We start from the raw sequence: 19890 nt of genomic DNA on the forward strand, positions 1-19890 counted from the left end.
TCCCGCCCCGCTATTCGGCGCTGCTCTTTAACGGCAGCATTTTCCATTCGAATCCGTAATCCCATTGATCGAAATAGAGATTGCCGCCTCTCCATTCCGCTTCCCCGCGCTGCAAGTCCACCGTCTCAGACCGGAAGTGCTGCTTGGCCGGAACCAGCTCGCGCGAATAATCGTCGTTGAACGCGATGCGATACGCGTCCTGCCCACCCAGATAAAAGCCCGCGATCTGCGGGTCCGCGTCGTCCAGACGGCCGGTGGTGACGTCCATCGGTACCCAGCCGTAAGGCGCAAGGTAAAGCGCGCCCCAATCGTGCAGGTTGTCGTAGTCGCCGTCGGAATAAACCATGCCGGACTGCCAGCGCGCCGGGATCCCGTTGAGGCGCAGCAGCGTGATCAACAACAAGGTCTGCTGCCCGCAATCGGCGTGACCGGCATGCAGCGCGTAATCGCTGATGTTGGTGATGGTGGAATACTCGCGCGCGCCCGCCCAGGGAATCCTGTCCACGGCCGCATAAAGCTTCTGCGCGATGCGGTAAGGATTCTTCTCCTCGCCGACCACCTTGCGCGAAAACTCGCGGATCGCCGGGGTGAACACCACGTGCGGAGAGCGCTCGGCCACGAAGGGCGCCAGTTCCGCGGTAAGCGGCGCGGGAACCACCCGATCGGGATCGATGGCGTGGTACTGGCCGCGGATGGTCAGCTCATAGGTAATGGAGAACGCCGTCGGCGAACCCGCAACTGCCGGTTTCTCCAGATATACCGTACGCTGCAATGCGGACTCCGGAGCGATACGGTGCGCCACTGGCGAGCTTTCGATGAAACGGATGTCTTCCTGCTGCCCCGGGATCGCGCGCGGATACGGAATCCAGGCGCGCACCGTTTCGCCGGCAGGTACGGCACCTGCATCGACGGTCAGCGACTGGGTGACGCGGATCCGCCGCGAACCGGCATTGGCGTCGATCTTGCCCAGCGCCGCATCCCGTACCTGTCGATGATGCGCGTTGGCCGATTCCATCGGCCCGTCGATGAAAGGCGTCTGCACCTTTCTGCGTGCCCTCGCCTCCGCACTGACACGGAACAGATTGGAAGGCGCGCGGTTGAAGTACAACGTGCGGCCATCGATCACCTGGTGTTCGATCAGCCCGGCGGCATCCCAGCGCGCGAATTCGTCGTCGCGCAGGTCCGGCACTTTTTCGCGCACGCGGGCTTTGGCGGCCTGTTCGTCCAGCGTGAAGTCCAGCAGGATCCTGCGCATGCGTTCGCGCTGGAATTCCAGAGCCGACCGGCTCCCGGAAGAAAGATTGTCCGCAGCAAGGCTTTTGGCGATCGACGATTCGGCATCGGCGAACCGCCCCGCATCCACCAGCGTCACCACTTCCGCCAATTTGCCATCGGCGTCTTGCGAAAACGCCGGTCCGGCCAACAACAAAGCGAACGCGAACGCCGCAGCGATGCCTCTGAAGCAGGATCGTTCGATCGATGCATTGAGGGACAACCGGGCCATTCGGGTCGCGACGCCTCTGCGGTATATGACGGCAAGATGACTGTCTAACATGCGGATTCCCGCACGTCAATAATTTATTCTTCGAGAATGTGCTATAAGAATCAGGTATTCCGAATTGCGCCGGGCATCGACCGGTACTGGCTTGGAAGGGGAATCAATGATCCGCGCGGCTCTGGCCCACTCTGGCGAACCTGCTGCCGCCCGTCGGTATTTCCGGCGCTGGGGCTTTCCATTTCAGGCTTCATCCACGACACCGCTTCCGGCACGCCGATGACGGCCGCTCTTCCCCATTTGGCTTCGGCCTGAAGGTGAAACCATGCGAACCCTTCCCACGACCCTGCTCGCCGCGCTGCTGCTGTGCGGCGCTTCACAGGCACGCGAACTTCCCCCACCGGCTCCGGGAACCGTCCCGCCGCACGGCGTAATCGGCGTGACCGAAGCGCAGCTTTCGCCGGACTTCTGGATAGGCAGGCTCAAACAGCCGGACCGCGTGATCATGGATGCCCAGGCCATCGCCGCGCAGAACGAAAAGCTGTTCCGTCTGGACGCTTCCATGAACGATTTGTCCGCGTTGCCGGCAACGAGGCCCCGGCAGACGATCGTCGACTCGATCAACGAAATGTCCGCCCTGCCCGACGGGCCTTTGTACGATGTGCAAGGCAATGCGGTATCCGCCGACACTCTGCAGCAACTGGCGCAATCGCTGGATCTGGATGCGGTTCCGGCTACGGTACCCACGCAATACGGGCTGGCGTTGAAGCGAACGGCGCTGCGCAGATTCCCGACCGAGCTGCGCGTCTTCAGCTCGCAGGGCGATACGGATATCGACCGTTTCCAGGAAAGCGCGCTGTTCCCCGGAACGCCGGTGGCCATCGCCCACCGCAGCCGCGATGGAAAATGGCTGTGGGTGGAAAGCCCCAACTACAAGGCATGGGCGCTGGCCGAGGACATCGCGGCCGGCACCAAGGCGGCAGTGTTCGGACACCTGGGTAAAGCCCCTTACCGCATCGTCGCCGGCGCCAAAGTCTCCACCGTATTCACCCGCGAACAACCTCAGCTTTCGGAGCTGCAGCTGGATATGGGCGTGCGGGTGCCATTGGCCGGCGCCGCCTCCGACGCGCTGATCAACGGCCAGCATTCCTACACTTCCTGGGTGGTCGAACTACCGATCCGCGACACGCAGGGAGCGCTGGCCTTCGCGCCTGCGCTGCTGCAGAAGAACCAGGACACGGCCGCCGCTTATTTGCCGCTTACCCGCACCAACCTGATCCGGCAGGCGTTCAAGTTCCTGGGGGAACGCTACGGCTGGGGCCATTCCTACAACGGTCGCGACTGCAGCGGGTTCGTCTCCGAGGTCTATCGCAGCATGGGCGTGGAGTTGCCGCGCAACACCAGCGACCAGAGCATCAGCCCGGCGCTGGACCGCACCACCTTCGGCAAAGACGACGGGCCCGGCCCTCGCCGGGCGGCTGTCGACCGGTTGCAGGTCGGCGATCTGATCTACATCCCCGGGCACGTGATGATGATGATCGGCCGCGTCGACGGCGCGCCCTACGTGATCCACGACACCAACGGCGGTTCCTTCCTGGATGCGGAGGGCAACATGCGCTCCATGCATCTCAACGCGGTCTCGGTCACTCCGCTGCTGCCGTTGCGGTTCAATCAAAGAACCACTTATGTAGACCGAATCACCAGCATCGTCCGCATTCGCCCCTGAGACAGCCCCTAAAATCGGCACAGAGCACAAGAACCGACCATGAAAATAACTGACATCAAATTCGGCATGTTGCGGGTTCCCTTGAAAACGCCCTTCAAGACCGCCTTGCGCACGGTGGACCGTGTGGAGGACATCGTGATCATGGTGCATACCGACACCGGCCATATCGGTTACGGCGAGGCCCCGGCCACCGCGGTGATCACCGGGGACACCCACGGCTCCATCGTCGATGCGATCCGCCACTACATTTCCCCGCGCCTGATCGGCGAGGACATCGCCAACCTCAACCGCCTGACCCAGCTGGTCCAGAACTCGATGGAGAAGAACTCCAGCGCCAAGGCGGCGGTGGAGATAGCGATCTACGATCTGTTCGGCCAGCTCTACGGCGCGCCGCTGTACAAACTGCTGGGCGGCGGCGACCCGGTCATCACCACCGACATCACCATCAGCGTCGACTACATCGACAAGATGGTGGCCGATTCCATCGCCGCGGTGGACCGGGGCTTCGAATCGCTGAAGATCAAGGTCGGCAAGGACATCGGCGTGGACATCGAGCGGGTCAAGGCGATCTACGCGGCGGTGGAAGACCGCGCCCTGCTGCGGCTGGACGCCAACCAGGGCTGGACCGCCAAACAAGCCGTCTATGCCCTGCAGACGCTGGAGGACGCCGGGGTGCGGCTGGAACTGGTCGAACAACCAGTGAAGGCGCACGATCTGGAAGGCATGCGCTACGTGACCGAGCGCGTGCACACGCCGATCATGGCCGACGAAAGCGTGTTCGGCCCCATGGAAGTGGTGGAGCTCATCCGCATGCGCGCGGCGGACATCATCAACATCAAGCTGATGAAGACCGGCGGCATCTCCAATGCCATCCGCATCGCCGACATCGCCGCCATGCACGGCATCGAGTGCATGATCGGCTGCATGCTGGAAACCAGCATCAGCGTCGCCGCCGCGGTGCATGTGGCCGTGGCCAAGGCCGACATCATCACCAAGGTGGATCTGGACGGACCTTCGCTGTGCCTGTTCAACCCGGTGGAAGGCGGCGTCATCTTCAACGAGTCCGAGATCACGGTGACCGACGCGCCGGGCCTGGGCATCCGCGAGATCCGCGGCCTCGAGCCCATCGAGTAACGTGGCCATGTCGCCCCTGGTGAAAATACGTTCCGAGCGCGATCAGATGTCGGCGATCGAACGCCGCATCGCCGACTTCATCCTGGAGAACGCGCAGTTGCTCCGCGACTATTCTTCCCAGCAACTGGCTACCGCCCTGCGTATCAGCCAATCCAGCGTGGTCAAGTTCAGCCAGAAACTTGGTTTCAAGGGTTACCCGGACCTCAAGTATTCGATCGGCGAAGCAGTCGCGCGCGCCGAAAGCGGCGACGACGCCGTGGTGGCGGCCGCGTCCACCCAGGACGCCAACGGCGCCAACGGCAGCCAGTTGTGGCGCCGCAAATCCGAAGCCGAGGAGGAAACGCGCCTGATCAACCCGCCCGAAGCGGTGCGCGCGGTCGCCGACGCGCTGGGCAATGCGGGCAAGGTCTTCATCATCGGCCTGGGCGAGGACGACATCCACGCGCGCGCTTTCGCCTGGAGGCTTTCGCTGCTGGGCATTCTCACTGTGCACAACTTCGACACCGCCCATATGATCGCCAGCGTCTCGGCGGCCAGCGCAGGCGATGCGCTGCTGGTGTTCTGCGAGGACGGCAAGCAGACCACGCTTTCGCAGATCTGCCAACAGTTCCGCAAAGCCAAGGGCAAAGTGATCACGGTGACGCGGCATACCTCCAACGCCCTGCGCGCGCACGCCGACCTGGCGTTGCTGGTCTCCGCGCACGACGAACGCCCGCACATCGAGCCGCTGTTGTACCACTCGGCGTTGCAGCACCTGCTGGATGGCATCTACGTCATGATTTGCGAGGGCAGCAAGAAGCGTTATGGAATACTGCAGGCGAATCTGGAGCGGATCCAGCCGATGCTGAAACCATGACTGAAGGAATGGCCTGCTTGAACGCGAACCCTTGCCCTGTCATCCCGAGCGTAGCGAGGGATCTGTTTTCACCTGCAGAACAGCAGATCCCTCGCTACGCTCGGAATGACATCCGGGTTGTTCGGCGGTTTCCTGGAGAACTGCTGATATCGATCGTCGCCCTTTCCGTGCTGGCGCTCGCCGGCTGCGCGCACCGCGCGCCGCCATCGGGCGACATGGCGTGGAAAGAAGCCCGACAGGCCGTAGTCGTGGTCACCCCGGACTGGAACGCCGACCATGGCACGCTGCGGACCTACGAACGCGAGGACGGCGCTTGGCATGAGGTCGGCACGGCACAGTCGGTCACGGTGGGTCGCAACGGCTCTGCCTGGGGTTTGGGCCTGCATCCGGGCGGCCTGCCCGGTCCGACCAAGCAGGAAGGCGACGGGCGCAGTCCCGCCGGCGTGTTCGGCATCGGCGAGGCTTTCGGTTATGCGGAAAAGGCCAGCACTTCCCTGCCCTACGCCGCGATGCAAGCATCGCACTACTGCATGGATGTGAGCGGATCTCCGCTGTACAACCGCATCGTCGATGCGAATACGGTGGGCGCCGATGCGGTGGCCGGTTCGACCGAACCCATGCGCCTGGATCTTCGTAAGCCTGGCGACCAGCGCTATCGGCTTGGATTCGTCATCGAACACAATCCGCAAGCCCGACCCAACGCAGGCAGCTGCATCTTCGCGCATCTGTGGAAGCTGCCCGGCGAGGCCACGGCCGGATGCACGGCGATGGCGGACCCGACCATGGATCGCCTGCTCGCATGGTTGCGGCCGGACCAGCACCCGGTCTTCGTGCTGATGCCGGACGCGCAGTACCGCAAGCTTCGCGCCGAATGGAAGCTGCCCCCACTGGACGACCAACCATGAAACCCACCACACGCGTCATGCTCGGCCTGGCTCTGGGCGCGATCATCGGATTGACTCTTGCCTGGTCCGACACCGTACTGGCTACGAAGGTGGCCGCGCTGGTGCAACCGATCGGCAAGCTATGGTTGAACGCGCTGCAGATGACGGTGGTGCCCTTGGTACTGGCGCTGGTCATCATAGGAGTGACGACGGCCAGCGATACCGCCTCCTCGGGCCGCACCGCACGTCGCGCTCTGCTGGTGTTCGTGATCCTGCTGAGTTTCGGCTCCTTCTTCACCGCCATCGCCGCCCCCGCGCTGCTGTCGCTGGTGCCGCGCGACCCGGCCTTGGCGCAGGCCTTGAGCGGTTCGGCTGGAACGATGCCCGCAGTCGCCGCCACCGGCTGGAGCGATGCGCTGGTCGCCATCATTCCCAGCAACGCGATAGCCGCTGCTGCCGCGAGCGCGATGCTTCCGCTGGTCGTCTTCGCTTTGTTCTTCGGCTTCGCGCTGACCCGCATAGAAAAGACCCGTCGCGATCTGGTGGTTGATTTCTTCCAGGCCATCGCCGACGCGATGATCGTGATCGTGAGGTGGGTGCTGTGGGCGGCGCCGGTGGGCGTGTTCGCGCTGGTGCTGGCGGTGTGCGCACAGTCCGGCCTGAGCATGGTCAGCGCGCTGGGGGTCTACATCCTGCTGCAATGCGTGCTCTATCTGTCGGTCACGCTGATGATGCTGCCGGTCGCCGTCTTCTGGGGCGGAGAAAAAATCCGCAGCTTCGCCGCAGCGATCCTTCCGGCCCAGGTCGTGGCCGCCAGCACTCAATCTTCCCTGGCTTCGCTGCCGGCGATGCTGGAAATCGCGCAGCGGCGCCTGGGGTATTCCCCGCAGGTCACCGCCCTGGTCCTGCCGATGGCGGTTTCGCTGTTCCGTATCAATAGCCCGGTGCAGTACGTCAGCGCCGCCGCTTTCATCGCCTGGGCCTACGGCATCGACCTGTCCATAGCCCAGTTGGCGACCGGCGCCGCGCTTGCGGTGATCATCAGTTGCGGCGCGGTGGGATTGCCGGGCCAAGTCAGCTACATGGCGACCAACTTGCCGGTCACGCAGGCGATGGGGCTGCCGATCGCGCCCCTGGGCCTGTTGCTCGCCGTCGACACCATCCCCGATGTCTTCGCCACGGTGGGCAATGTCACCGCCGATCTGGCTGCTACCAGCGTGGTGGCCAGGCAATCCGAAAAGGAACGCATCGGCGATTGAATGCAAGTCCGCTGGAATCAGGCGATAGCCCAGTTATCGCGTAGGGCGGGCACTGCCCGCCGCTTCATTTGCCACGACGAAGAGCGGCGGGCAGTGCCCGCCCTACGCGTTATCCTTCGTTGCCCAATCAAGTCAGCCGTCGCTCACATTTGCAGCGTGCTGCTTCGCTTGGCACACTGACTGGTCAATGAGCGAAACCATCACCCCGCGCCGCTTCGCATCGAAACTTTCGCCGGACATCCCAAAGCACTGGTTGCCGGGCAACGAAGTCGTTTCTTCCATCCTCAATGCTTACACCATCCTGGTGCCGGCCAACGAGGGGTTCTACGTCCGCACGCTGAAGGCGTGCATGCCCCGGATCCGCAACGGGCAGTTGCGCGAACGGTGCAGGAAATTCATCCATCAGGAAGCGCAGCACGGCGTGGCCCATACCCGCTATTGGGACAACCTGGATGCCCAGGGCTACCGGTTCCGCGCTTTCGAGAAGAATGTGGACAGGCTGGTTTTCCGGGTCATGGAAAAGTTCGGCCCGATCGGTTTGCGCGTCTCGCTGGTCAGCTGCGTGGAGCACATCAATGCCTATATCGGGCACGAATTCCTGTCGCAGCAAATCCTGGCGCGGGCGGATCCCCGGGTAAAAGACCTGATGGAGTGGCACTTCGCCGAGGAGATCGAGCACCGGCGCGTCGCGTTCGATCTGCTGCAGGCGGTTGCGCCCAACTATGCGCTTCGGGCGCTGGGCTTCGCGCTCACCGCTGGCTTGTTCTATTCGTTGATGTGCTTCCAAGCCGTGAACCTGCTGGCGCAGGATGGAATCCTGTGGCGCAAGGAAACCTGGCGTCAGATCGAAGCTCACATGGGTTCAAGGCACCACATGTTCCGGCGTACGCTGAGGCACTTGCTCGATTATCTGCAGCCCGGTTTTCACCCCTCTCAGACCGGCAACGATGCGCTGGCGGAAGAGGTACTGACCCGACTGGCGTCCACGACACCCCCTGTGGTCGCTCCTACTCGACAGTCGCAACCGCGCACATGGGACCAGGTGGCCTGAAGGACCACCCAGCCGGTCGCGATATCCGGGCTTTGATGCGATTCATCGCTACTGCCCGCCGACGATCACTTGCTTGGCGATCTTCGAGACGAACTCGTCCGTGTCCGTCGTGTCGGTATTGCCCAGAAGGATCACGGTGACGTCAGGTTCCAGCACATGGAAGAGCTGGGTCTGCGCGCCCATGATGCGTCCCGGCCGCTTGACTGCGTGCACCTCGCGTCCCTGCATCTTGGTGTCGTACGACCATACGCCGTAGCCGTAGTCGTCCAACCCCGGCGCGATCATAGACGTACGGCTGGCGTCGCTGATCAGGCCCGAACCGAACAAGGCATCGGAGAACTTCAGCAAATCGTCGACCGTGGAATACATCGCGCCCGCCGCGTACCAGTTTTCCGGATAGACCGGCAGGTCGGCGCTGAGTTTTCCGCTGGAATCGCGCTGGAAGTAGGTTTCGGCCAGGCCGTCGATGATTTCGCCCTGGCGCAACAGGCCGGTATGGTTCATGCCCAGGGGACGCAGGATGCTTTCCTGGAGCAATTGCCCGTATTGCATGCCGGAAACCCGCTCGACGATCTTGCCGAGCACGATGTAGTCGCAGTTGTTGTATTCGAACACCGCGCCAGGCGCGTGGATTGGTTTTCCGCTGCAGAATTTGGAAAGCAGCTGGTCGCTGGTGTAGGGCGTCTGGTAAGTCGGTAGTCCCTGGGTCAGCGCCGTGGCCGCATCGGTCACGGTGTCGAAGTTTGGCAGCCCCGAAGTATGGTTGAGCAGTTGATGCACGGTGATGCGGTCGCCGCCCTCACCCGCATAATCGGGCAGATAAGCCCGTATGGGCCGCTGCAGGTCCAGCTTTCCCTGCTCTCGCAGCTGCAGCACCAGCACTGCGGTGAACGCCTTGGTGATTGATGCGATCTTGTAAGGCGTCTTGCGGGTATTGGGTACGTTGAAGGCCAAACTGGCCAAGCCGAAACTTCCCGCATACACGACCTTGCCTTCTTCCTGCACCAGGATAGAACCGCTGAACCGGTGCTCCTTGGCGTAGGACTCCACAAAAGCGCTGGGATCGGCGGCTTGCGCCATTGCGGGTGCCATGAACAGCAGGGCGACGAACAACCGGATTCTCATCGGTGGCCTCGATTTTCTGGAATGGAAGGAAACAGGGTTCGGGCGACCCCGCGCCGGAAACCCGATGCCGCAGGGTATCCGGCGTCCTCGTGCTTCAGTGTGGCTGAGCGACGAAACCGCAATGGGGGCGACATAACCACGCCAAGGTGGGCGGAACCGGTCCCAGCCGGGGAAGCCACCGCTTTGCAGCGCTCGTCATAGCCACTACCCCACTTTTGGCAACTGCTAAAAAAGGGGGGATTACCGGTCAGCGGCCGATTGACCAGCCGTCCGTAGGGCTCGTACTCGCTCTTGTCGATGAAGGCGCCCGCGTTGCCGGTCGTGGCGATAGGCGTGCCCAGGGCATCGGTGTGCTGGTACTTGGTCGCGATTACCGCATTGCTGGGCCAGTCGTGGTCGATGGTCGCCACCAGGCTACCGCCCAGGTAGACGTTCTCGTGGGCCTTCTCGCTGCTGGGGCCGTTCCAGGAAAACAGCATCTGCCCGCACTGGCTGTACTGCCACAGCGTCTGGCTGCCGTCGATCTTGGTGGTCTGCACCCGGCGGCCCAGACCGTCGTACCGGTACGTCTCCTTGCCCGGCACCTCGCGTAGGCGGTTGCCATAGTCGAAGCTGTACAGCTGGCCGTTCTTGTTGGCCAGATTGCCCAAGTTTGCTCCGGTACCACTGTCGGCCGTAACAGGATCCACGGACAAAAACCGTCCGGCGCCCGGATCGTAATAGCGCTGCTGCATGTAAGTCATGCCAGTAGCCGCATCCTGCACATGCCCCGTAAACCCCGGCCCATCCGTCAGCCGCCGGTTCAACAACTTGCCGTAGGGCTCGTACTCGCTGCGCTCGATCACCACCTGGTTGGCATCGGTTACCGCGATCGGCGTACCCAGCGCATCGGCATGGATGTACTCCACTGTCTGCGCCCCCGCACCGAACCAGGGAAGCTAGCAGACCAGCGCCAGCAAACCCATCAGGAAGAGCCGCCTCCGACCGTTCATCGCTGACGTTCTCATGGGTTCACCGCCCCATTCCAGCACACAAACCAACGCAGGATGGGCCTTGGCTCACCATTGTCATGCGTCAGGTACTGTGGCGTCGGAACGAAGAGCGATGGGCTGAAACTCGCCCTATCGAACTCATGATGGATGCATCAACTCAGCATGCGATCTTGATTACATAAATGCGGTGGTGGAATGGAGGAGAATAGAGATATTGTTTCTTCATTCTTTGAATAGTAGTGCACCATTCGCGAAATTTCGAAGCGTAAAAACTCCGCCAATGACGACCACCTAAAGAACACGGGGCCCTTCTTGTGCTGGGGAGTCAAAAGAACTTCCCCACTACCACGGAGATTGATCGCCAAGGTGAATCCGTCGCCATACGAATAGAAACCAAATCTAACCTGATCACCACTCTCCGTCAGCCCTGACCCTTCCTCAGGTAATTCTTTTGTATTTCCATACTCCAAGCTAATTGGAGAATAATTTTCACTACTACGTGAAAATGACTTGACATACCCCCCTATTGAAAGCGACCCAAAAAATAGACTAAACCCATTGCACTCAAGAAAAAGTTGCCGTAATTGTATCGGCAGCTCTCGACCAATTAGGTTTTGCATCCTTTCAATGTCCTGCTCATCGAGTGGACCGTATATCTCATGCAAATAGCCTCTAGTTGGTGCATTCTTCCCTACTATGGCAGGAGCCTTCATAAGCAACGTTCCATCAGCCAATGAGACCACACCACTCTCAACTACGCTGTTTGAAAGGGCGTGGATCAATTCAGCAAAAGCTTCGCGAATAACTGAGGCATTCATTGGCAGTGCAACCTAAAGAACCTGTGCATTATTTAACTTCATCGATATAGAAGGCATATGTAAGCGGATCGAGTTTATCCAGTATGTCCGCCACTGTGCCCACCCCCACCAAGATTGATGTAGTTATTTTTAGAGCTTGTATCTTGTAACCGTTTGAATCGTACTGCCTTGGCAATGAGCCATTATCGGTTCGATCAAATAGGGGCTGGCCCGAAATTGGCTCTTGAGTTCCTCCGGCATCAATGTGGGTATCCGAGTGATCTGGCTTTGAAAGGAACTCAATGTTATCCGGATTTCCGGCAAGGTCTTCGTTTCCGTTAGCGGTATTCCTATGATGCCCCTCAAAACCATCCACCTTACCTCTTTCAAGCAGCTCTTTCTTTTGTGATTCCGTCCAGTTCCTAGTACCTCTTCTGCCTGACGCAATCAACTGCCGCTCCTCTTTCCAAGCCGCTCTCACTGCACGATTTTTTGCTGCCTTCAGCGCCTTTTTTGCTGCCATCTCTGCTGCGGTTAGCGCTATTGCTTTCCCAATCTTGCCTGCAACTCTTCCATCAGGATCCGTAAAACTGTACGGATTGTTATTGGCATACCAATATCGGTTAAAGTTTGCTCCGGTTCCACTGTCGGCCGTTACAGGATCCACCGACAGGAACCGTCCAATACCGGGATCCATATAGCGCTGCTGCATATAAGTCAGCCCCGTGGCCCCATCCATCACGTGACCGGTGTAGCCGATGCCATCGTACGCCGGCTTGTTAATCGCCGCGCCATAGGGCTCGTAGTGGGTGCGGTCGATCACCACGCCCGCCATATTCGTCACCGCCACCGGGCTGCCCAGCGCATCCGTGTGCTGGTACTTCGCTGTCACGGTACTCGTGCCCCAAATGGTTTCCCTGTTGGCCAGCAAGCTTCCGCCCAAATAGATGTGCTCGGTCTTGAGCAAGGTCTTGGTGTTCTCGTTGTAGAGCACTTGACCTGACTGACTGTATTGCGAAAGAGTCGTCGTATTGTCGGCAGGTCGCGAGTTGAGTACGCGACGGCCGAGCCCGTCGTAGCGATATGACTCCTTGCCCGGCACATTTCGCAACCGATTGCCGTAGTCGAAATCGTAGGCCTGTCCGTTCTTATTGAACAGATTGCCTTGCAAGTCGTAATCCAGCCCCACCACCGTGGCGCCGGCGGTGTTCTTGATGTTGGTCAGGCGATTATTGGTATAGACGTACTCGGCGTAGTCCTTCACTCCAGGCAGCTTCCAAGACTTCAGGTTGTCCAGTGCGTCATAGGTGAAGCGATGCCAGCAATCGCCGCCGAAGCTGCACGAACCGGCATCAGTCAGACGGTCCAGGCCGTCGTAGGTCATCCAGCGGCCGTAAAAGCCATTGCCCGTATCCTGGGCATAGTCCCAGATGTGGTTGACATTGGCATTGGCATCGAAGCTATAGGCCAGATCCAGAGCGCCGCCGCTGTCGGTGCTGCGCTGCGGCAGTTGGCGGGTATTCTGTAGCATCGTGTGGACGATGCCATTGCCATAGGTGAACTGCTTGATCGCCCCATTCGGGTAATACTGCACGCCCGTGGCGTAGGCATAAGTGCTTTGGTCACTGACCTGGGTGGGTTGGCCCAAAGCATTGGGCGCATAGTCCAGCACCAGACCGGTCGGGTAGGATTGCCACCGCATATTGCCATTGGGGTCATAGGAGTAGCCCAGCCCCCAGCTGTACCACCCTGGCTGCGCGACGCTCTCCCCGATCAGCATCCTTCGCTTGTTATAGGTGTAAGCATTGATAACGGGCGAACCATTGCTGGGATCGTTGTAGGTAGTGATGCTGGTCGGTAGACCATCGGGGGTATAGGCCCAGCTCTGGTTGCCGCGACCATCGGGGAAAGTCAGGGCCGTAAGCCGATTACGGGCGTCGTAACTGCGGTCCACCCGGCGACCCCACCAATAGCCTTCGGCATTGTTGCAGTCGGTAGGGCTGAGCAGATCGATATGGCCGGAAGCGGACCATTTCAGGTTGCCGGCGCCGTCATAGTCCATTACGGTGGCCCCGGTTTCAGGCTCGATCGTTTTGCACAGCTGTCGATTGGCGTCGTAGACGTAGTAGCGCGACTGCTGCAGGCTGCCGTCGCCGTTGCGCTTCTTGATGCGGGTGGGAGCACCGAAGAGGTCCCGGTATATCTCCACCGCAGTGGTGTCCGTACCGGCAAGTGTCGTGATGCCGGTAGGGGCGTTGGTCGTAGGCACATCGAATGCCTGGTACTGGACTACCGTTTGAAAACCTCTCGGGTTGGTGACGCGGGTCTGAAAGCCGGCCAAGTACTCAGTGGTGCTGGCCAATACGCCGAGTTCGGAATCCTGTTCCACCCGCGTCACCCGGTCCAGCGCGTCGTAAGTAGTACGTACGCCCTGGGTAATGGAATTGAAATCGCCCACGTTGGTGGTCGGATACGATTGGAAGGCCAAGCGACCGATCGCGTCGTAACGCTTTACGGTCTGGCTCAAAGTGCCGGCGATATTGGCGTAATCCAGCTGCTCTTCGAGTATGGGACGCCACATCGCATCGTAATAGGTGTTGATGTGCTTGTTGCCCTGGTAGCGGCTCGCGCGCCAATGGCCGGCCGGCAAGCCATGCTCGTCGGCGTTGATCTTCTGGAACGCCATCGTCACCGTGTTCCAGGCCGTACTGTCGCCGGTGGGATAGACGACGCTGGCCATGCGCCCCATGGCGTCATAGCCGTAGTTGGTGGTGAACCCGTTCTCATCGGTGGCCGCGGTGATCCAGCCCTTGTCGTTGACCACCGCGGTCTGCGTGGCGCCGGATGGCGCTTCGGCCGTGGCCGGATACTGGATCGTCCTCGGCACGCTGCGGTACCAGTTGCTCAGCGTGGTGACGTTGTTGTTGCCGTCCTTGACCGTGGCTACCGTGCCGTCGGTGTTGTAGGTCAACGTCTGCTGCAGCTTGCCGAAGGCCGTGTACGTCAACTGGTTGGCGGTCACCGGATCGTAGCCCACCTGGGCCGCCACGATGCCGTTGACCGTGATCTTCTTGACCTGCCCGATCACCCACTTGCCCGTGTTGTTCTCGTATTCGTAGCTCTCCTGCTTGGAGAACCCCAGCGAACTGGATTTGGTCGCGCTGGTTTGCTGGGCGAATGCGTCGAAACAACGGACGGCGCCGCAGAGATCGACAGACGAGGAAAAGGTCGCGCCGTCCTGGGTCACGACGGTCTGCAGCAGTGGCCTATGGAATTCCCATACGAATCCATCGCCTTCCGGCTTTTGGCTGGTGCCATAGGAAGCAAGATAGGCCTGGTTGACCTTGGTGAGGTCGTAGGCGTTCTCGGTGGTCTTGAGCGGCGAAGCCGAGCCCGTGCCCGTTTCTACCTTGAGCAGTTTGCCCTCGTTGTACAGATAACTATTGCCGTACGTATAGCGCACCCATTCCCCGGTAGGCTCGGTGACGGTGGTTTTGCTGGACCCTGCACAGGAATCGGAGACACAGATGGGGGCGGCACAGTTGTATGAGGACCAATTGCAGACAGGGTTCTGCAGGGTCGTCCCGGGATACCGATAGTTGCTGGTACCAGGCACATAGCTGTAGTTCCAATCCGCTATCGTCAGGCCCGGGCCGGAAACGCGTTTCTGCTTGAGGGTGAAGCTATAGTCCGCATTGGCCCATGTGTTGACATCGTCATTGGTGTTGTTGCCGGTGCCCGGTGCTGAGCCAGCGGGGTAAGTGCTTACATGGCCGCATGAAACGGGGACATTGCTCCGTCCGTGCTTCTGCAGATAGACGGTGAACGTACCCGTTGCGCCTGAAGGATGGGTAATAGAACCGACCGGTTCTTCGGAGGCATTCAAGGGTATTTCGGGATTGGTGCACGACCGAATGGGTTCGGTGCCGGGCGACTCGTTCAGCTTTATCTCGGCATTGGTAAAGGCGGCAAAGCCGATCGTCCAGGCACTTGCGTCGGGAAGGGTCACCCCCGTGAGCGTGTCCCGCCCCGAAGAAGTGCCGCCATAGGCATAAGACCAGGTTCGGGTGCCGTCGCTGATGCTCGCGACACGGGACCCACTGTAGTTCAGCGTGATCTGCCGGCCATCGGTGGCATGTTGGATGCTGGTCAATTTGGCCGGCGCATTCCATGCATTGGTATAGGTGTAAGTGACTGCGTTTCCGAATCTGTCTTCCACCCGGGTCGCAAGCAGCACGTTTCTGCGGCGCGACACATAGAAGTACTCCGGCGTACCGCTGGGGATGTGCACTTTGTTCGCGTTGAGATTCGGCTCACGATACTGGGCCATCCAATTGAACCAGTAACGGGTGCCATCGGGAGTAGTCGCAATAAAGCCTTCGCCTGTGGTGTTGAGCACCGACGACAGGCAGGCGATATGGGTCTTGCCGTCCCCCGTCACCCAGGGATAAGGCCCTCCGGCCGAGGGCTTGGCGATGGTCGGCTTGGCAACCAGCACGTCGCCGCCGCCACCGCCGGGCAACTCGAGTGTCAGCCCCCGCCAGTAGTCGCTGTACAGGTATCCGCCTCCCGGTGGGTCGGGAACCGTCGTGGTAGAGCAACGATTACCAGGAACGGATCCGGAAACCTCCCAGTTGGGAGTAAAAATCCCACTGATGTTCGGCAAGTCCAAAGACCAGTCGGCGAACATTTCCTCGCTGTAGTAGTCCTTTCTGTTCTTGACCGTATAAGAACGCGATATCTCCACCGGCAGCGAATCGTTGCCGGGCAGGCTAACGTCGGTTGCCGAGAACGAAAGCGCGCCATTGGAAAGGCTTACTTGCTCGCCGGAAAACTCGGGGCCGAGAGGAGTGACCGCTTGGCTGGCTTTAAGCCTTTGCCCGGTGTCTTGCCACGCGAACTTCCCCGCCGTCTGCGCGCTGGCAGAAACATGAAAGAACAACAGCATTACCGCTACGGCTACGCGAACCATCCTTTATCCCCGGGCTCCTGGAGCCGTTCTATGGCTATGCTTCGAATTCGGTTACTCGACCTGGTTCTCGCCGACGACAGCGTAGGTCTTGGAATCGACGAATATCTCGACGACTCTTTCGCCATTGACGGCCGCCTTCTCGGGGTTGCTGACCGTTATCTTGAAAACCAGCCGGCCCGTGGCTTCAGGAATGGCCTCGACGGTGTAGTCGCCGGAATCCAATCCGCGGGTGCGCGCCAGATAGTCGGCGATCTCCACCGTGGCTTCCATACGAATGCCGGACGACGCCTTTTCCGCTGTCTGCGCCAACAACGACAGCGGCAGCAAAGCCGCCAACAGCAAAACAAATCTTTGCGACCCTCCGCCCACACGCGCCCCCTGTATCGGCTTAAGACAACCCCCGCCCCGCTCAGCACTTCATTGCGGGGCACTGCCGTTTCTATATATCCCGCGCATTGCCGAAAGGCAACGATTAACGGTTAATGTTCCAAGGCTCACGGTATGCGGCCGCGACACGCCATTCTTGGATAGAACACTTGCAGCCGTTTTTCGTCCGGCAAGGCTTACATATCCTTACGAAAAAAGCGGGCCGAAGCCGCTTTTTATCCAACAACGAAGGACCGCAAGGTGGGTTTCAGTGGATTTAGGCTTAGCCCGATCGTCTAGTGGTGCCCGGAGCCGGAATCGAACCGGCATGGGGTTGCCCCCGGCAGATTTTAAGTCTGATGCGTCTACCAATTTCGCCATCCGGGCGGGATAGCCGCCCGCCGAAAGCGGGCCTGGTGATGATACGGGCCGGCAACGAAAAACGCCCGCGGTTGGCGGGCGTCTTCGTCGAGCCCACCGGCGTGCCGGTGGTGGAGGCCTGGGTCGGAATTGAACCGGCGTACGCGGCTTTGCAGGCCGCTGCATAACCACTCTGCCACCAGGCCGGTGACTGTCGCGCCGAGACTGGCGCAAACGCAGGGCCTTTTCAAGCGCCCTACAAAACAAAACCCCGCGAACGGGGTTTCGTCGTGAAACTGGAGCGGGAAAAGGGACTCGAACCCTCGACCCCGACCTTGGCAAGGTCGTGCTCTACCAACTGAGCTATTCCCGCGTAGTGAGGGGCGGAATTTTACCGTCCTTACGCGAACTGTCAACAGCTGCCCGTTCATCCTCTCGCAAGGTGGGCCATGCGGCACGCAAATACTGCAGTCCGGACCACAGCGTCAGGATGGCCGCGATGGCCAGCAGCCAGTCCCCGATATGGAAAACCAGCGTTCCCATCCAGATGTCCGCCTGCGGCTGGCTGGCCGGCGTCACCGAATAAAGCAGGCAACCCAAAGCCACCATCTGCACGATGGTCTTGAACTTGCCCAGCGCAGCCACTTTCACTTTCGCGCGCTGGCCCAGTTCGGCCATCCATTCGCGCAAGGCCGATACCGCTATCTCGCGCCCCACGATCACCGCCGCCCAGAACGCCATCCACGGCGTGGGGTGGCCTTGCACGATCAGGAACAGCGCCACCGCCACCATCAGCTTGTCGGCGACCGGGTCCAGGAAAGCGCCGAAAGCGGAGAACTGGTTGTAGCGGCGCGCGATCCAGCCATCCAGCCAGTCGGTCAGCGCCGCCAGCACGAACACGACCACTGCGGCGAAATTGGTCCAGCCATACGGAAGGTAGAACACCGCGACCAGCACCGGGATCAGCACGATCCGCAGCAGGGTCAGCCAGGTGGGGAGGGTCAACTTCATTACGGGCCTTGTTCGCTTCCTGTAGCCGGAGGCGCCGCCGAGGGCGCCAGCCCATGCAGGTTAGCGTAGATTCGTTCGGCCAGTGCGGCGTTGATGCCTTCCACGCGGGCGATCTCGTCGATACCCGCGGCCTTCAGGCCGACCAGTCCGCCGAAATGCTTGAGCAGGCTGGCGCGGCGGCGCGGACCGATGCCGGCGATATCCTCCAGCTTGCTGGTCGTGCGCGCCTTCTGGCGCTTGCCACGATGGCCGGTGATGGCGAAACGGTGCGCTTCGTCGCGCACTTGCTGAACCAGCTGCAACGCCGGCGAAGCGGCCCCCGGACGGACTTCGCGGCCATCGGCCAGGATCAGGGTCTCGTGGCCCGCGCGGCGCTCTTCGCCCTTGGCCACGCCCACCAGCACCACGCTGTCCACGCCCAGTTCCGCCAACGCGGCCCGCGCCTGGGTCAGCTGTCCCGCGCCGCCATCGATGAGCAGCACTTCGGGCAGCACCCCGCCCTCTTCCACCGCGCGGCGGAAGCGGCGCTCGATGGCCTGACGCATGGCCGCGTAGTCGTCGCCGGGCTCGATGCCGGTGATGTTGTAGCGGCGGTATTGCGAACGCGCAGGGCCGTTGGCGTCGAACACCACGCAGGAAGCCACCGTGGCCTCGCCCATGGTGTGGCTGATGTCGAAGCATTCGATGCGCTTGGCCGGCTCCGGCAGGCCGAGCAGGTCGCGCAGGGCTTCGCTGCGCACCTGCTGCGCGTTGCGGCTGGAAAGCTCGCTGGCCAGGGTGATCTCGGCGTTGCGGACCGCCAGCTGCAGGTAGCCGGCGCGTTCTCCGCGCACGTTCCACTTCAGCTGGACCTTGCGCTCGGCGGCGGCCGACAGCGCGGTTTCGATCAGCGCGGCGTCGGGGATTTCGCGGTCCAGCACGATTTCCCGCGGCGGAGTCTGTTCGGCGTAGTACTGGGAGACGAAGGCGGCCAGCACTTCGGCCGCGCTGTCCTCTCCGTTGGTTTTCGGGAAAAACGACCGGGTGCCCAGGTTGCGGCCGTCACGGAACGCCAGCAGCAGCACGCATGCGCCGGTGCCCTGCATGGCGCAGGCCAGCACGTCCAGATCCGCCGCCCGTCCGTCCACGTACTGGCGCGATTGCATGCTGCGCAGCGAGCCGACCAGGTCGCGCAGGCGCGCGGCCTGTTCGAACTCCAGGCGCGCGCTGGCCGCTTCCATCGCATTGCTCAATTCGCTGGTGAGCTCGTCGCTGCGCCCGTCCAGGAACAGCGACGCGCGGCGTACCGATTCCGAATAGTCCAGCGCGTCCACCAGGCCTACGCAGGGCGCGCTGCAACGGCCGATCTGGTGCTGCAGGCACGGCCGGGTGCGGTTGCGGAACACGCTGTCCTCGCAATTGCGGATCTTGAACAGCTTCTGCATCAGGTTGAGGGTGTCGCGCACCGCGCCGACGCCGGGATAAGGGCCGAAATAGCGCCCGGGCACCGCCCGCGGCCCACGGTGCATGGCGATGCGCGGCCACTGCTCGGTGGTGAGCAGCACGTAGGGATAGCTCTTGTCGTCGCGCAGGGACACGTTGTAGCGCGGCGCAAGCGACTTGATCAGCTGGTTCTCCAGCAGCAGCGCCTCGCCCTCGGTACGGGTGACGGTGACGTCCATGCGCGCCACCTGCGCCAGCATGGCGTGCGTGCGCGGACTCTTGGGCGTATTGCTGAAATAGCTGGACACGCGCTTGCGCAGCGCGCCGGCCTTGCCTACATAAAGCAGACTGTCGTCGGCGGCGTACATGCGGTACACGCCGGGCGCCGTGCTCAGCGCGGCCGCGAATTCCTTGCCATTGAAATTACCAGCCACGCCAGG

14 protein-coding genes and 3 tRNA genes are annotated in these 19890 nt (G+C 61.3%); 6 read left to right on the plus strand and 11 right to left on the minus strand.

Translation table 11 applies throughout. The features are described 5' to 3' along the window. Positions 1–10: 10 nt before the first annotated feature. Positions 11–1504 carry a transglutaminase-like domain-containing protein gene (locus CSC73_RS10715; RefSeq protein ID WP_163840431.1) on the minus strand — a complete coding sequence of 498 codons (1494 nt, stop codon included), beginning with the start codon at positions 1502–1504 and terminating at the stop codon, positions 11–13. A 316-nt stretch (positions 1505–1820) separates the two neighbouring features. On the opposite strand from CSC73_RS10715, the gene CSC73_RS10720 reads away from it, so the two are divergent. The 6 genes from CSC73_RS10720 (at position 1821) to CSC73_RS10745 (ending at position 8405) form a co-directional block, all read left to right on the plus strand. Continuing rightward, positions 1821–3221 carry a C40 family peptidase gene (locus CSC73_RS10720; protein WP_163840432.1) on the plus strand — a complete coding sequence of 467 codons (1401 nt, stop codon included), beginning with the start codon at positions 1821–1823 and terminating at the stop codon, positions 3219–3221. A gap of 39 nt (positions 3222–3260) precedes the next feature. Then, positions 3261–4355 carry a dipeptide epimerase gene (locus CSC73_RS10725; protein WP_163840433.1) on the plus strand — a complete coding sequence of 365 codons (1095 nt, stop codon included), beginning with the start codon at positions 3261–3263 and terminating at the stop codon, positions 4353–4355. Between the two features lie 7 nt (positions 4356–4362). Next, complete coding sequence (locus tag CSC73_RS10730; protein WP_163840434.1) at positions 4363–5211, plus strand: MurR/RpiR family transcriptional regulator; 849 nt, start codon at positions 4363–4365, stop codon at positions 5209–5211. 215 nt (positions 5212–5426) lie between these two features. Beyond that, positions 5427–6116, plus strand: coding sequence for a L,D-transpeptidase family protein (locus CSC73_RS10735; RefSeq protein WP_246197498.1), 690 nt, complete (start codon positions 5427–5429; stop codon positions 6114–6116). Next, positions 6113–7354 (plus strand): dicarboxylate/amino acid:cation symporter, encoded by a 1242-nt coding sequence (locus CSC73_RS10740; protein ID WP_163840435.1) that lies wholly within the window; start codon positions 6113–6115, stop codon positions 7352–7354. Before CSC73_RS10735 ends, CSC73_RS10740 begins: the two co-directional genes overlap by 4 nt. Before the next feature lie 187 nt (positions 7355–7541). Next, on the plus strand, positions 7542–8405 hold the full coding sequence (locus CSC73_RS10745; RefSeq protein ID WP_163840436.1) for a metal-dependent hydrolase: 864 nt from the start codon (positions 7542–7544) through the stop codon (positions 8403–8405). A gap of 48 nt (positions 8406–8453) precedes the next feature. On the opposite strand, the gene CSC73_RS10750 is transcribed toward CSC73_RS10745, so the two are convergent. The 10 genes from CSC73_RS10750 to uvrC all read right to left on the minus strand — a co-directional run bounded on the left by CSC73_RS10750 (position 8454) and on the right by uvrC (position 19884). Further along, a complete protein-coding gene (locus CSC73_RS10750) occupies positions 8454–9530 on the minus strand; it encodes a serine hydrolase domain-containing protein (protein ID WP_163840437.1) in 1077 nt (358 codons plus the stop codon). Continuing rightward, the gene (locus CSC73_RS18475) at positions 9527–10438 is read right to left on the minus strand and encodes an RHS repeat domain-containing protein (protein ID WP_246197492.1); all 912 of its coding nucleotides are present in this window, start codon (positions 10436–10438) and stop codon (positions 9527–9529) included. The genes CSC73_RS10750 and CSC73_RS18475 overlap by 4 nt, the downstream gene beginning before the upstream one ends. 236 nt (positions 10439–10674) lie before the next feature. Beyond that, a complete protein-coding gene (locus tag CSC73_RS10760; RefSeq protein ID WP_163840438.1) occupies positions 10675–11340 on the minus strand; it encodes an SMI1/KNR4 family protein in 666 nt (221 codons plus the stop codon). Between the two features lie 28 nt (positions 11341–11368). Then, positions 11369–16291, minus strand: coding sequence for an RHS repeat-associated core domain-containing protein (locus CSC73_RS10765; protein ID WP_163840439.1), 4923 nt, complete (start codon positions 16289–16291; stop codon positions 11369–11371). 51 nt (positions 16292–16342) lie between these two features. Next, on the minus strand, positions 16343–16627 hold the full coding sequence (locus tag CSC73_RS10770; protein WP_163840440.1) for a hypothetical protein: 285 nt from the start codon (positions 16625–16627) through the stop codon (positions 16343–16345). 330 nt (positions 16628–16957) lie between these two features. Further along, positions 16958–17044 (minus strand) — tRNA-Leu (locus tag CSC73_RS10775). Between the two features lie 105 nt (positions 17045–17149). Continuing rightward, a tRNA-Cys gene (locus CSC73_RS10780) sits at positions 17150–17223 on the minus strand. 91 nt (positions 17224–17314) lie between these two features. Beyond that, positions 17315–17390 (minus strand) — tRNA-Gly (locus tag CSC73_RS10785). Next, the gene (gene pgsA / locus CSC73_RS10790) at positions 17381–18028 is read right to left on the minus strand and encodes a CDP-diacylglycerol--glycerol-3-phosphate 3-phosphatidyltransferase (protein WP_163840441.1); all 648 of its coding nucleotides are present in this window, start codon (positions 18026–18028) and stop codon (positions 17381–17383) included. The genes CSC73_RS10785 and pgsA overlap by 10 nt, the downstream gene beginning before the upstream one ends. Continuing rightward, positions 18028–19884 carry an excinuclease ABC subunit UvrC gene (gene uvrC, locus CSC73_RS10795; protein ID WP_163840442.1) on the minus strand — a complete coding sequence of 619 codons (1857 nt, stop codon included), beginning with the start codon at positions 19882–19884 and terminating at the stop codon, positions 18028–18030. The genes pgsA and uvrC overlap by 1 nt, the downstream gene beginning before the upstream one ends. Positions 19885–19890: the final 6 nt, after the last annotated feature.

The organism is Pseudoxanthomonas sacheonensis (assembly GCF_010093305.1).
In the GTDB taxonomy this organism is placed as follows: Bacteria; Pseudomonadota; Gammaproteobacteria; order Xanthomonadales; family Xanthomonadaceae; genus Pseudoxanthomonas_A; species Pseudoxanthomonas_A sacheonensis.